Source organism: Bradyrhizobium sp. MV1.5 (assembly GCF_055807615.1).
Genome location: NZ_JBVVPL010000059.1, coordinates 22,174 through 35,954, shown reverse-complemented (window position 1 = coordinate 35,954; position 13,781 = coordinate 22,174). Strand labels below are relative to the sequence as shown.

The window sequence follows — 13,781 nt, the reverse complement described above, 5'->3', positions numbered from 1 at the left end:
GCGGCCGAGGTGCTCGCGCATCAATCCGGAAAACATCTCCTGTCCCGCGACATCGAGCGCCGTGGTCGGCTCGTCTAACAGCCAGACCGGTCGGCGGACGGTCAGCAGGCGGGCCAGCGAGAGCCGGCGGCGCTGGCCGGCGGACAGGAAGGCGGCGGGCAGATCGGCGGCATGGTCGAGCCCGACGATGGCGAGGCTCTCGCCGGCGTCAAAACGCTCGCCGCCCAGAAAATCGGCCCAGAATGTCAGATTCTCCGCCACGCTCAGGGCCGGCTTCAGGGCGTCGCGATGACCGAGATAGTGGCATTGCTCCGGCAGCGTCAGCTCGGCATCGCCTCCGGCCAGCGCGATCGTGCCGCCCGCCGGAATGAGCAGCCCCGCGATCAGCCGCAGCAGCGAGGTCTTGCCCGATCCGTTGCGGCCCACGACTGCCACGGCTTCGCCGGAGCCGGCGTCGAAATCGAGCCCGGAAAACACCTCGCGCCCGCCCCGCACGCAAATGACCCGGCGTCCGGAAAGCTGCATCTTGTCTCGTATCGATCCGCTCAAAGCCAGGCCTCAGGAAATCTTGGGGTAGCGTACGGGAATTTTTGGCTCGCGGATTGCCGCGGCTCGATTGTGGCTGTGGCGGCGCGGTTAGAAAGCTTCTATAAGCCCGGAACTACTTGATGCAGCAACTCAACCTGCCCCCGCAAGCGACTCAGCCTGCCTACGCTGACGGTGTTAAAATACCCTGCCGGGTATAACTGACAATTGGGATTTCCTACATGACCTCGCTCGACAGCTTCAAATGCAAAAAGACCCTCAAGGTCGGAGCCAAGACCTATGTCTATTACAGCCTGCCCACGGCCGAGAAGAATGGTCTGAAGGGAATCTCGAAACTCCCCTACTCGATGAAGGTCTTGCTCGAGAACCTGCTCCGCAACGAGGACGGCCGCTCGGTCAAGAAGGAAGACATCGTCGCGGTCTCGAAGTGGCTGCGCAAGAAGTCGCTGGAGCATGAGATCGCCTTCCGCCCGGCGCGCGTGCTGATGCAGGACTTCACCGGCGTGCCCGCCGTCGTCGATCTCGCCGCGATGCGCAACGCGATGCAGAAGCTTGGCGGCGACGCCGAGAAGATCAATCCGCTGGTGCCGGTCGACCTCGTCATCGACCACTCCGTGATCGTGAACTTTTTCGGGGACAACAAGGCCTTCGGCAAGAACGTCACCGAGGAATACAAGCAGAACCAGGAGCGCTACGAGTTCCTGAAGTGGGGCCAGAAGGCGTTCTCGAACTTCTCCGTCGTGCCGCCCGGCACCGGCATCTGCCATCAGGTCAATCTCGAATATCTCTCCCAGACGGTGTGGACCAAGAAGGAGAAGATGACGGTCGGCAAGAAGACCGGCACATTCGAGGTCGCCTATCCCGACTCCCTGGTCGGCACCGATTCCCACACCACCATGGTCAACGGTCTCGCCGTGCTCGGCTGGGGCGTCGGCGGCATCGAGGCGGAAGCCTGCATGCTCGGCCAGCCGCTGTCGATGCTGTTGCCCAACGTCGTCGGCTTCAAGCTGAAGGGCGCGATGAAGGAAGGCGTCACCGCGACCGACCTCGTGCTGACCGTGACGCAGATGCTGCGCAAGCTCGGCGTGGTCGGCAAGTTCGTCGAGTTCTTCGGCCCCGGCCTCGACCATCTCTCGGTCGCCGACAAGGCGACCATCGCCAACATGGCGCCCGAATATGGCGCGACCTGCGGCTTTTTCCCGGTCGATGCCGCCGCGCTCGATTATCTCAAGACCTCCGGCCGCGCCTCGGCGCGCGTCGCGCTGGTGCAGGCCTATGCGAAGGCGCAAGGGCTGTTCCGCACCGCCAAGTCGGCCGATCCGGTATTCACGGAGACGCTGACGCTCGACCTCGGTGACGTCGTGCCCTCGATGGCCGGCCCGAAGCGTCCCGAAGGCCGCATTGCGCTGCCATCCGTGGCCGAGGGCTTCTCGCTTGCCCTCGCCAGCGAATACAAGAAGGCCGAGGAGCCGGCGAAGCGCTTTGCCGTCGAAGGCAAGAAGTTCGACATCGGCCATGGCGACGTCGTGATCGCCGCGATCACCTCCTGCACCAACACCTCGAACCCGAGCGTGCTGATCGGCGCCGGTCTTCTGGCGCGCAACGCCGCCGCGAAGGGCCTCAAGGCAAAGCCGTGGGTGAAGACCTCGCTCGCCCCGGGCAGCCAGGTGGTGGCGGCCTATCTCGCCGATTCCGGTCTCCAGGCCGATCTCGACAAGGTCGGCTTCAACCTGGTCGGTTTCGGCTGCACCACCTGCATCGGTAATTCCGGTCCGCTGCCCGAGGAGATCTCGAAGTCGATCAACGACAACGGCATCGTCGCGGCTGCGGTGCTCTCCGGTAACCGCAACTTCGAAGGCCGTGTCTCGCCGGACGTGCAGGCGAACTATCTCGCCTCGCCGCCGCTCGTGGTCGCCCACGCGCTCGCGGGCACCGTCACCAAGAACCTCGCCGTCGAGCCGCTCGGTGAAGGCAAGGACGGCAAGCCGGTGTACCTCAAGGACATCTGGCCGACGACAAAGGAGATCAACGCCTTCATGAAGAAGTTCGTGACCGCGTCGATCTTCAAGAAGAAGTATGCCGACGTGTTCAAGGGCGACACCAACTGGCGCAAGATCAAGACCGTCGAGAGCGAAACCTATCGCTGGAACATGTCTTCGACCTATGTGCAGAACCCGCCCTATTTCGAAGGCATGAAGAAGGAGCCGGAGCCGGTCACCGACATCGTCGAGGCCCGCATCCTCGCCATGTTCGGCGACAAGATCACCACCGACCACATCTCGCCGGCCGGTTCGATCAAGCTCACCTCGCCCGCGGGTAAATATCTCAGCGAGCACCAGGTGCGTCCGGCCGACTTCAACCAGTACGGTACGCGGCGCGGCAACCATGAAGTCATGATGCGCGGCACCTTCGCCAACATCCGCATCAAGAATTTCATGCTGAAGGGCGCCGACGGCAATATTCCGGAAGGCGGTCTCACCAAGCACTGGCCTGACGGTGAGCAGATGTCGATCTACGACGCCGCGATGAAGTACCAGCAGGAGCAGGTGCCGCTGGTGGTGTTCGCCGGCGCCGAATACGGCAACGGCTCGTCGCGCGACTGGGCCGCGAAGGGCACGCGTCTGCTCGGCGTGCGCGCCGTGATCTGCCAGAGCTTCGAGCGCATCCACCGCTCCAATCTGGTCGGCATGGGCGTGCTGCCGCTGACCTTCGAGGACGGCACCTCCTGGTCCTCGCTTGGCCTGAAGGGCGACGAGAAGGTCACGCTGCGTGGTCTCATCGGCGATCTGAAGCCGCGCCAGAAGCTGACCGCCGAGATCGTCTCCGGCGACGGTTCGCTGCAGCGCGTTTCGCTGCTTTGCCGCATCGATACGCTGGACGAGCTCGAATACTATCGCAACGGCGGCATCCTGCATTACGTGCTGCGCAAGCTCGCGGCGTAAGCGCGGATTTGTGAACGGTGGCTCACTTCGAAGTGAGTAGTAGGTTACACGAAGGCGGCCTATCACAAGGCCGCCTTCACGCGTTTGCGGCAGGCTTCAGATGGGCCCGCCCGGCAGAGAACCTCGTCTTGGACGGTTCTTGGACGGACAAATGTGTGAGGCCCGTAAGACTACGGTGACCATCCGGCGGTAAGATTTCCCTCTCACGAGCAATGGTGTGCGGCGTTCGACATGACAACAATGACGGCTTCTCATCTGGTTTCACGCAACGTGATCTCGAGGTGGTCCGGCGCCCTCTGGTCGGGTGCACTTGGTCTCTGTGCGATCGTCGCCGTCATTCGCCCTGCCGAGGCTGATCCCCGCGCCGTTGTCGAATTGTTTACCTCGCAGGGCTGCTCCTCCTGCCCGCCGGCCGACAAGATCATCGGCGATCTCTCCCGCGATCCCTCGATCATCGCGCTGAGCATGCCGATCGACTATTGGGACTATCTCGGCTGGAAGGACACATTGGCCGATTCGCGCTTCTCTGCACGGCAGCGTGCCTATTCACGCATGCGCGGCGACCGCGAAGTCTACACGCCGCAGGTTGTGGTCAACGGCTCCACGCATGTCGTCGGCAGCGACCGCACCGGCATCGAAAGCGCCATCGGCAAAACCGACACGGGCACTGGTGTGATGAGCGTGCCCGTGACGATGTCGCTCGCTGGCAAACAGATCAACGTCTCGGTGGCCGCGAGCAAGGAGCCGACGGCGTCCCACGGCGAGGTCTGGATCTGCTCCATTGCGAAGTCGGTGCCGATCGCGATCAGCCGTGGCGAAAATCGCGGACAGCAGGTCATCTATCACAACGTGGTGCGCAACCTGCTCAAGGTCGGCGACTGGACCGGCCATCCGGAAAGCTGGACGGTGCCGATCGAGAACCTCACGCGCGACGGCGTCGACGGTGCCGTGGTCTATGTCCAGGACGGCAGCCGGGAGAGACCGGGCCCGATGCTGGGCGCGGCGTACACGTCGCTGCACTGATTCCATTCTTTCTTCCTAGGCGTCGTACTCGCTCTCAACCCTCATGGTGAGGAGCGCGCCCTTGCGCGCGTCTCGAACCATGCAGGCCCGGCTGCAGACATCTCAGGCCTCGATCCTTCGAGACACCGCTTCGCGGCTCCTCAGTATGAGGGGAGAGAGTTTGTGCTGAGATGGTGAGATATCCGTCGAGGCAGAAACATCCCGACACGAACAAAACCGACCCAAACAAAAAAGGACCAACTCGCGTTGGCCCTCCTTGTCGTGCGAACAGACCCGATCCTGACGGCCCCGGGGGGCTGGGGGCTGAGGAATCCGGAACCGAAAGGACCGGGTCAACGCACATAGGTCTTTTCGCAATGCAGGGCGGCAGTCGCTTGGCGGAAAAGCGGCGACACTATGATTCCTGCTAACGATCCCGTGACGGTTTGCCGCGACAGAGTTCCACCGTTGCGTGTGGGGCGGATTTGCCCGGATCCAAACTCCGTTTGAGGGCCTTGCGGCGGGGAACAGTTGGCGCGATCATGCAACTGTCATGATCCTTGGTTCCGGGGACGGTCTTCGCGGACGTGGTCATGCTGATGCGACAGGAGGCGGCCTATGAGTCTGTCGGAGGATACCGATCCGAGCGAACAGCGCGCGGCGGCGCGCCCCGCCGCTTCGAATGCGCAGCTGAGCCGCGTGACGTTCAACCGGCTCGAGCTGCACCGTATTTTCAATCTCTACGGCCGGATGGTCGCCGACGGCGAGTGGCGCGACTACGCCATCGACTTCCTCAGGGATCGCGCCGTGTTCTCGGTCTTTCGCCGCGCCTCTGAGGTGCCGATCTATCGTATCGAGAAGGATCCGCGCCTCGCGCGCAAGCAGGGCATGTACAGCGTGATCTCGGCGACGGGCCTGATCCTGCGCCGTGGCCACGAGCTGGAGCGCGTGCTCCTGGTGATCGATCGCAAGCTGGCGGTGGTGTGAGCACCCCCGTCATTCCGGGGCGCGACGAAGTCGCGAACCCGGAATCTCGATATTGTTCGCCCACAACTTCTGGATTCCGGGTTCACGCTGCGCGTGCCCCGGAATGACGGTAGCCTCTACTTCCCCGGCACGCTCTTCGCGCCCTCACCAAGATCCCGCTGCATCATCACGGTGTCCAGCCAGCGGCCGAATTTCAGCCCGACGCTGGGATGCGTGCCGATCATCTTGAAGCCGGCCTTGGTGTGCACGCCGATCGAGCCGGCATTGGCGGAATCGCCGATCACGGCGATCATCTGGCGGAAGCCGCGCGCCTCGCATTCGATGATCAGCCGCTCCAGCAGGAGTGCCCCGATGCCGCGGCGGTGGAAGGATGGATCGAGATAGATCGAGTTCTCGACGGTGAAGCGGTAGGCCGGCCGCGGCCGGTAGGCACCGGCATAGGCGTAGCCGGCGACGCGCCCGTCGAGGATGGCGACGAAATAGGGATAGCCGCCGTCGATCAGCGTGCGGTAGCGGCGCGTCATCTCGGCGAGGTCGGGCGGCTCCAGCTCGAACGTCGCGGTGCCCTCGCGGACGGCCTGCTGGTAGATGGCGGTGATGGCGGGAAGGTCGGCCTCAGTGGTGGGCCTGATATCGGGTGCGGACATGGGGCGAGATTAGAGCCTTCCCGGGACGGCTGGAAGAGGCAACGGTGCTTCCTCATGCTCCGTCATTGCGAGGAGCCCTTGCGACGAAGCAATCCAGAAATGCGCCAGAGGAGGGACTCTGGATTGCTTCGCTTCGCTCGCAATGACGGTGGGTGTTGAGAGGCTCGCCCCAAACAAAAACCCCGGCCTTTCGGCCGGGGCTGGTGTCGTTCACTCTCGCCTCAGCGCTTAGTCGCGCTGGCCGAGGAGCTGCAGGAGCAGCGTGAACAGGTTGATGAAGTTCAGGTACAGCGACAGCGCGCCGGTGATGGCCGCACGCTCTGCGATGTCACCGCCGGCCGAGGCGTAGCCGTAGATGTAGTCGTTCTTCAGCCGCTGGGTATCCCAGGCGGTGAGGCCCGCGAACACCAGCACGCCGACCACCGATACGACGAACTGCAGCACCGAGCTCGCCAGGAACAGGTTCACCAGGCTCGCGATGACGATGCCGATCAGGCCCATGAACAGGAACGAACCCATTCCGCTCATGTCACGCTTGGTGGTGTAGCCGTAGAGGCTGAGCGCGCCGAAGGTCGCCGCGGTGATGAAGAACACCCGCACGATCGAGGTGTGTGTGAACACCAGGAAGATCGAGGACAGCGAGATGCCCATCAGCGCCGCGAACACCCAGAACAGGATCTGGGCCGTCGAGGGAGCGAGACGGTTGATGCCTGCCGAGATCACGAACACCATGGCGAGCGGCGCGAGCATGAACAGCCACTTCAGCGGGCTGACGAACATCGCGTAGCCGAACGGCGTCAGGAACAGCTTGCCGACGCGGACCGCTTCCGGGGTCGGAACGTCAGTCACGGCGGCCATGTAGACGCCGAGCGCGGCAAGGCCGGTGATGGCCAAGCCGATGCTCATGTAGTTGTAGATGCGCAGCATGTAGGCGCGCAGGCCGGCATCGACCGTCGCGGCGTCAACACGCCCGGCGGCCCTGCCGAAAGGAGAAGCGTAGTTACGGTCTAGGTCCGACATGGTCGAATTCCCGTTGGTTGGTCCGGTCCGGCATGAGGGTCGCCATGCCGCCGGTTCGTCAAATTCTATCTCGGATACCGATGTCTGCCGACTAAATTTTGGCTAACAATCGGGACTCCGAACCCACTCGATATGTGGGAAACTAACACATCCGCTGCAACCTTCCACGCGCGGCTGAATGTCGCCCTCGCCCGCAATCCTGGCGAGCAGACGTGGTTAATCGCTGGAATCGTGCGATTTGGCTCCCGCGCAACCGCCCGCTACCATTTGTCACAAATTCCGCAACACCGTGGCGGGCTTTTTGTTCAACGCCAGGAGCGTGCCGGCGAGCCCGAGGCCCACCGTGACGACCAAGGCAGCCGCGACCACGCCGGCGGCGCTGCCGGCCTGCCAGACGAAGGTGAGGGTCATCAGCCGGGTCACGATCATCCAGGCCGCGACGCTGCCGGCGAAAACGCCGAACACCGCGGTGGCGAGCCCGATCAGGAGGTATTCGAGGGCATAGGCGCCGAGCAGCCGCAGCCGGGTCGCGCCCAGGGTCTTGAGGATCACCGCATCGTAGACCCTGTGGCGATGGCCGGCGGCGAGCGCGCCGCCGAGCACCAGGATCGCCGAGATCAGGGTCACCGCGCTGGCGCCGCGGATCGCCAGCGCCAGGTTGGTCACGACCGAGCCGACCGTCTCCATCACCTCGCGCACGCGCACGCTCGTCACCATCGGATAGGCGTCAGCGACCTCCCTGATGATCTTGCCGTCGCCGGCGGCATCGCCGCCGGTTTCCGTCAGCGTCGCGATGTGGGTGTGCGGCGCGCCCTTGAAGGCGTTCGGCGAGAACACGAGGACGAAATTGATGCCGAGGCCCTGCCAGTCGATGGTGCGCAGATTGCTGATCTTGGCGGGGATGTCGCGGCCGAGGATATTGACCACGACCTCGTCGCCGAGCTTGAGGCCTAGGCCGTCCGCGATCTTCTTCTCCATCGAGACCAGCGGCGGGCCGGCATAATCGGCGCTCCACCATTCGCCCTCGACCACCTTGGAGCCTTTCGGCAGCTCGGCGGTATAGGTCAGGCCACGGTCGCTCTGCAGCACCCACTCGGAATCGGTGCTGGGCTTGAGTTCCTCGGCGCGGACGCCACGGGCTCCGACGATCCGCCCGCGCAGCATCGGCACGTCATCGACCTTCGCGCCAGGGGCGATCTGGCGCAGATATGAGTCGAACTGCTCGGCCTGCGTGCTCGGAATGTCGATGAAGAAGAACGACGGGGCGTGCTCGGGCAGCGCCGCCAGGAACTGACGGCGCAGATTGCCGTCGATCTGGGTGATGGTGACGAGCACGGCGAGCCCGAGCCCGAGCGACAGCACGACCGAGGGCGTCAGCGCGCCCGGCCGGTGGATGTTGGCAATCGCAAGCCGCAGCATCGGCCACCGCGTGCGCGGCAGCCGCCGCGCGATCGTCATCAGCAGGGCGGCAATGCCGCGCAGCAGCCCGAACACGATCACGGAGGAGGCCACGAACACCGCCGCGATGCGCTTGTCGAAGGACAGCCCGATCACGACCGCGATGAGCAGCGCGATCACGACGGCCATGAAGACGAGATAGCTCCAGCGTGGCCGATGCCATTCGGAGCTGATGGTGTCGCGGAACAGCGCGGCCACCGGCACGTCGTGCACGCGCCCGAGCGGCCACAGGCCGAAGGCAAGCGCCGTGAGCAGCCCGTAGACGAACGACAGCGCGAGCTCGTCGGCATGCACCGCCGGCACCACCGGCAGCGGCAGCAGCTTGCCGAACAGGCCGACGATCGCGAAGGGCATGGCGGCGCCGAGCGCGAGGCCGATCGCCGAGCCGATTGCGGCGAGCAGGAGAACCTGGGCCAGATAGATACCGAACACGTCGCGCCCCGTGGCGCCGACAGCCTTGAGGGCCGCGATCACCTCGAGCTTGTGGTCGATATGGGCCTTGACGGCATTGGCGACACCGACGCCGCCGACCAGCAGCGCGGCGAGGCCGACCAGCGTCAGGAACTGCGTGAAGCGGTTGATGTTGCGCTCGAGCTGCGGCGAGGCATTGGAGCGGCTGCGGACCTCCCAGCCGGCCTGCGGCGCAGCGTTGCGTGCGTCCGCGATGAAGGCGTCGGTGGCGCGCTCGCTATTGGCGATCTCCGGCAGCTTCACCCGGTAGACCCAGCGCACCAGGCTGCCGGGCTGGACCAGCCCGGTGGCGCGCAGGCCCGCTTCGCTGATCAGGAAGCGCGGGCCGAAGCCGATGCCACCGGCGAGCTTGTCGGGCTCGGCTTCGACGGCGCTGCGGATCTGGAACGTCGCAGCCCCGACGGTGACGCGATCGCCGGTCTTGAGCGACAGCCGCGCCAGCAGCGTCGGATCGGCGGCCGCGCCGAACGCGCCGTCGCGCTCCGCGAGCAGGTCGGACATCGGCAGCGGCGGCGCCAGCGTCAACTGGCCCAGCATCGGATAGGTGTCGTCGACCGCCTTCATCTCGACCAGCGCCAGCTTGCCCTCGGCCGAGCGCGCCATGCCGCGCAGTGTGGCGGCGCTCGAGACGGTGCCGCGCGACCGCAGGAAGGCGACTTCCTCCGGCTTCGCCTCGCGCTGAAACAAGACGAACGACACGTCGCCACCCAGCAGCGTACGGCCCTCGCGGGCGAGGCCGTCGCTCAGGCTGGCCGAGACCGAGCCGACGCCGGCGATGGCCATCACGCCGAGCGCGATGCAGGCGATGAAGACGTAGAAGCCGCGCAGGCCGCCGCGCAATTCGCGCAGCGCGTAGCGCAGCGACAGCGCGACGCCGTTGGGCTTCGTGAACGGTTCAGCAGCGATGCTCATGCCGGTGCCGACTGCGTGTCGATGCGTCCGGAGCGCAGGCGGATCACGCGATCGCAGCGATGCGCGAGCGAGGAATCATGCGTGACCAGCACCAGCGTCATGCCGCGCTCGGCATGCTTGCTGAACAGGAGGTCGACGATCTGTTGGCCCGTGGCTTCGTCGAGATTGCCGGTCGGCTCGTCGGCAACGAGGATCGCGGGATCGGGTGCCAATGCGCGGGCCAGCGCGACCCGCTGCTGCTCGCCGCCGGAGAGCTGGGTCGGATAATGATGCAGACGGTCGCCGAGCCCGACCGATTGCAGCTCCTGCGCCGCGCGCTTGGCGGCGTCGGGATTGCCCGCAAGTTCGAGCGGCACCGCGACGTTCTCCAGCGCCGTCATGGTCGGGATCAAATGGAAGGACTGGAAGACGATGCCGACCTGGCGACCGCGGAAGCGGGCCAGCGCGTCCTCGTCGAGGGCATTGAAAGGCGTGCCGCTGACCACCACCTCTCCGCTATCAGGACGCTCCAGCCCCGCCATCACCATCAGCAGCGTGGATTTGCCCGAGCCTGACGGGCCGATCAGGCCGATCGTCTCGCTCCGGCCCACGCGCAAGCTGATATCCTTGAGGATGTGAACGCGTGCCGCGCCCGTACCCAATGACAGATTGACGTTGGAGATGGCGATGGTGTCGGCCGAACTGTCGGCGAGCGAAGAGGAAGAGATGCGAGTGTCCATGGTCCGGTCATATGGCAACTCCGCACGCGCGGTCGAGAGGCGTTACGGATTGTTCATGCACATAGCCGTGTTGATGTTCGCTTTGATGACGGTCGCAAACCCGGCATGGGCTGAGGCTGCGAAGCCGATCAAGCTGGTGGTTCTCGGCGATTCCTTGAGCGCCGGCCTTGGCCTCCCGGCCCAGGAAGCGTTCCCCACAAAGCTTCAAAAAGCTTTGCAAGACAAAGGCATAGAGGTCGGCATGACCAATGCCGGGGTGTCCGGCGACACCTCCTCGGGGGGCCGTGACCGGCTGGACTGGTCGGTCCCCGACGGAACCGACGGCGTGATCATCGAGCTCGGCGCCAACGATGCGTTGCGCGGCATCGATCCCGATTTGACGCGCACCGCGCTGACCGAGATCGTCCAGCGCCTCGAGGCACGCAAGATCGCGGTGATGCTGTGCGGCATGCTGGCGCCGCCGAATTACGGCGCGGATTACGCCGCGCGCTTCAATTCGATTTATCCGGATCTGGCGAAAAAATTCGGCGTGCCGCTTTATCCGTTTTTTCTCGACGGTGTCGCGGCCGATGCCAAGCTCAACCAGGCCGACGGCATTCATCCGACCGCGGCCGGTGTCGACATCATCGTCAAGAATATCTTGCCTACGGTTGAGGCATTCCTTGGCACCATAGCTGAGCAACGGCGTTGAAAAGCAGGCAACGCTAACCGTAATTCCCAGGGTTTTACCGGGGTGAGGCGCGCGATGCTTCGCAGAGTCACACAACTGCGATAGGAATTAAGGTACCGGTGATTCGTCGCCGGCTCTAAAATTTGGACATGGTCTTTCTGAAGGGATCATGCCCAAGCATCGGGAGTGCGAAACGATGCCGCGTTTGTTCACTGGTCTGGAAATTCCGGCCGAGATTGGCCAGTCGCTTTCCAATTTGCGGGGCGGCCTTCCCGGCGCCCGCTGGATCGATCCCGAAAATTACCACGTCACCCTGCGCTTCATCGGCAATATCGACGGCATGTCCGCCAACGAGATCGCCTCGATGCTGTTTCGCGTCGACCGCAAGCCGTTCGAGGTGAAGGTGCAGGGCTTGCAGAGTTTCGGCGGACGCAAGCCGCGCGCGGTGGTCGCCACCATCGTGCCGAGCAAGCCGCTGATGGAATTGCAGGCCGAGCTCGAGCGCCTGATGCAGCGGATCGGCCTCGACCCTGAAGGCCGCAAGTTCATCCCGCATGTCACGCTGGCCCGGCTGCACGACGCCACCGACCGTGACGTCGCCGATTATCTTTCGCTGCGCGGCTATTTTCCCAGCAAGGCGTTCACGGCCGAACGTTTTGTTCTGTTCTCGTCCCGCGCCTCAACCGGCGGCGGCCCCTATGTGGTGGAGGACGCCTACGAGCTGTGTGAGTAGGTTCTTCTTCACCTCTCCCCGCTTGCGGGGAGAGGTCGGATTGCATCGAAGATGCAATCCGGGTGAGGGGGTACAGGTCTTTTAGACGCAGCAGATTTGGGGTGAGGCCCCGCCCCCCCACCCCCTCCCCCCGGGCGGGCCCCCCACAAACCCCCCCCCACCCCTAGGGGGGGCGCCCGCCCACAGGTCTTTACGACGCATCTCATGTGCGGAGAGGCCCCTCACCCCAACCCTCTCAGCGCGAGCGAAGCTCGTCGCGACCCCGTAAGAACGGGGCGAGGGAGAAAGCGCATAGCGCCCCGCCCCAATTGACGGCTTGCAATTTTCGCCCATCTCTGGCGGTAAAGAGCATGCTCTCGACCCCCAGTTCCTCATTCCGCGAGGCCTATCAGGCCCAGATCGCGTCCGGTGCGATCGAGCCCGACGCTGCGCAGGCCGAAATCGCCGACGCCTATGCGGCGCTCGACCAGCGGCTCGCCGATTACAAGCCGGCGCGCAAGCAGGGGCTGCTCAGCCGCCTGTTCAGCAGCGACAAGGACGAGGCGCCGCACGGGCTCTACGTCCATGGCGAGGTCGGCCGCGGCAAGACCATGCTGATGGATCTGTTCTTCCAGCACTCGACCGTCGAGCACAAGCGGCGCGCGCATTTTCACGAATTCATGGCTGACGTGCACGAGCGCATCTACGATTATCGCCAGGGCATCGCACGCGGCGAGATCGCCGATGGTGACGTCATCGCGCTGACCGCGCATGCGATCTTCGAGGAGAGCTGGCTGCTCTGTTTCGACGAATTCCACGTCACCGACATCGCGGACGCGATGATCCTCGGCCGCCTGTTCGCAAAGCTGCTGGAGCTCGGCACCGTGGTGGTCGCGACCTCCAACGTCGCGCCTGACGACCTCTACAAGGGCGGTCTGAACCGTTCGCTGTTCCTGCCCTTCATCCGGCAGATCACCGACCACATGGACGTGCTGCGGCTCGACGCGCGCACCGACTTCCGGCTGGAAAAGCTTCAGGGCGTGCCGATGTGGCTGACTCCTGCAGACGCTGAGGCTGACACCGCGCTCGATCGCGCCTGGTCGAGGATGTCAGGCGGCGCCAAATGCAAGTCGCGCGATATTTCGATCAAGGGCCGCATCCTGCACGTGCCGTGCTCGGCCCACGGCGTAGCGCGCTTCGCGTTCGCCGATCTCTGCGAGAAGCCGCTCGGGGCATCCGACTATCTCAGGCTGGCGCACGATTATCACACCATTCTGGTCGACCATATTCCAGTGATGGACATCTCCCAGCGCAACGCCGCCAAGCGCTTCATCACGCTGATCGACACGCTGTATGACAATGCCGTGAAGCTGATGGCCTCGGCCGATGCCAACCCGATCTCGCTCTATCTTGCCAACGAGGGCAACGAGGCCAACGAGTTCAAGCGCACGGCGTCGCGCCTGATCGAAATGAGCTCGGAATCCTATCTGGCGCTGCCCCATGGCCGCAAGGATTCCACAGCCAGCGGCTCGACCAAAGGTTTGGTTGAGACTTAAGTCCTATACGGCCGTGGGTGGGGGGGGGGGGGGGGCGCCCCCCCCCCCCCCCCAACCCCCCCGCCCGGGGGGGGGGTGAGGGACGGGGGGGGGGGGGGCGCGCCCCGCCGCAGAGCGGGGGGGTGGGGGGGGGGGTGTT

At 64.6% G+C, this 13,781-nt stretch carries 11 protein-coding genes; 6 read left to right on the top strand and 5 right to left on the bottom strand.

Going from position 1 to position 13,781, the window contains the following annotated elements:
• Window positions 1-525 (bottom strand): heme ABC exporter ATP-binding protein CcmA (gene ccmA, locus AC0L2J_RS32105; protein WP_473395657.1); only part of this gene is annotated, 525 nt, incomplete at its 3' end.
• Window positions 526-767: 242 nt separating this feature from the next.
• Here ccmA and acnA point away from each other — a divergent pair.
• From acnA to AC0L2J_RS32090, 3 genes are all read left to right on the top strand, one after another.
• A complete protein-coding gene (acnA, locus tag AC0L2J_RS32100) occupies window positions 768-3,488 on the top strand; it encodes an aconitate hydratase AcnA (RefSeq protein ID WP_063992353.1) in 2,721 nt (906 codons plus the stop codon).
• A gap of 231 nt (window positions 3,489-3,719) precedes the next feature.
• A complete protein-coding gene (locus AC0L2J_RS32095; RefSeq protein WP_063992354.1) occupies window positions 3,720-4,511 on the top strand; it encodes a DUF1223 domain-containing protein in 792 nt (263 codons plus the stop codon).
• A gap of 597 nt (window positions 4,512-5,108) precedes the next feature.
• A complete protein-coding gene (locus AC0L2J_RS32090; RefSeq protein ID WP_473395656.1) occupies window positions 5,109-5,477 on the top strand; it encodes a DUF2794 domain-containing protein in 369 nt (122 codons plus the stop codon).
• A gap of 116 nt (window positions 5,478-5,593) precedes the next feature.
• Here AC0L2J_RS32090 and AC0L2J_RS32085 read toward each other — a convergent pair whose 3' ends face one another.
• The 4 genes from AC0L2J_RS32085 to AC0L2J_RS32070 all read right to left on the bottom strand — a co-directional run bounded on the left by AC0L2J_RS32085 (window position 5,594) and on the right by AC0L2J_RS32070 (window position 10,704).
• Window positions 5,594-6,124 (bottom strand): GNAT family N-acetyltransferase, encoded by a 531-nt coding sequence (locus AC0L2J_RS32085; protein WP_473395655.1) that lies wholly within the window; start codon window positions 6,122-6,124, stop codon window positions 5,594-5,596.
• A gap of 228 nt (window positions 6,125-6,352) precedes the next feature.
• On the bottom strand, window positions 6,353-7,144 hold the full coding sequence (locus AC0L2J_RS32080; protein ID WP_007604312.1) for a Bax inhibitor-1/YccA family protein: 792 nt from the start codon (window positions 7,142-7,144) through the stop codon (window positions 6,353-6,355).
• Between the two features lie 270 nt (window positions 7,145-7,414).
• Window positions 7,415-9,985 carry an ABC transporter permease gene (locus AC0L2J_RS32075; protein WP_473395654.1) on the bottom strand — a complete coding sequence of 857 codons (2,571 nt, stop codon included), beginning with the start codon at window positions 9,983-9,985 and terminating at the stop codon, window positions 7,415-7,417.
• Window positions 9,982-10,704 carry an ABC transporter ATP-binding protein gene (locus AC0L2J_RS32070; RefSeq protein WP_007604314.1) on the bottom strand — a complete coding sequence of 241 codons (723 nt, stop codon included), beginning with the start codon at window positions 10,702-10,704 and terminating at the stop codon, window positions 9,982-9,984. The genes AC0L2J_RS32075 and AC0L2J_RS32070 overlap by 4 nt, the downstream gene beginning before the upstream one ends.
• A gap of 55 nt (window positions 10,705-10,759) precedes the next feature.
• Between AC0L2J_RS32070 and AC0L2J_RS32065 the strand changes: the two genes are divergently transcribed.
• The 3 genes from AC0L2J_RS32065 (at window position 10,760) to zapE (ending at window position 13,642) form a co-directional block, all read left to right on the top strand.
• A complete protein-coding gene (locus AC0L2J_RS32065; protein WP_063996536.1) occupies window positions 10,760-11,395 on the top strand; it encodes an arylesterase in 636 nt (211 codons plus the stop codon).
• Window positions 11,396-11,570: 175 nt separating this feature from the next.
• A complete protein-coding gene (thpR, locus tag AC0L2J_RS32060; protein ID WP_007598862.1) occupies window positions 11,571-12,107 on the top strand; it encodes an RNA 2',3'-cyclic phosphodiesterase in 537 nt (178 codons plus the stop codon).
• 350 nt (window positions 12,108-12,457) lie between these two features.
• A complete protein-coding gene (gene zapE, locus AC0L2J_RS32055; protein ID WP_473395653.1) occupies window positions 12,458-13,642 on the top strand; it encodes a cell division protein ZapE in 1,185 nt (394 codons plus the stop codon).
• Window positions 13,643-13,781 lie beyond the last annotated feature (139 nt).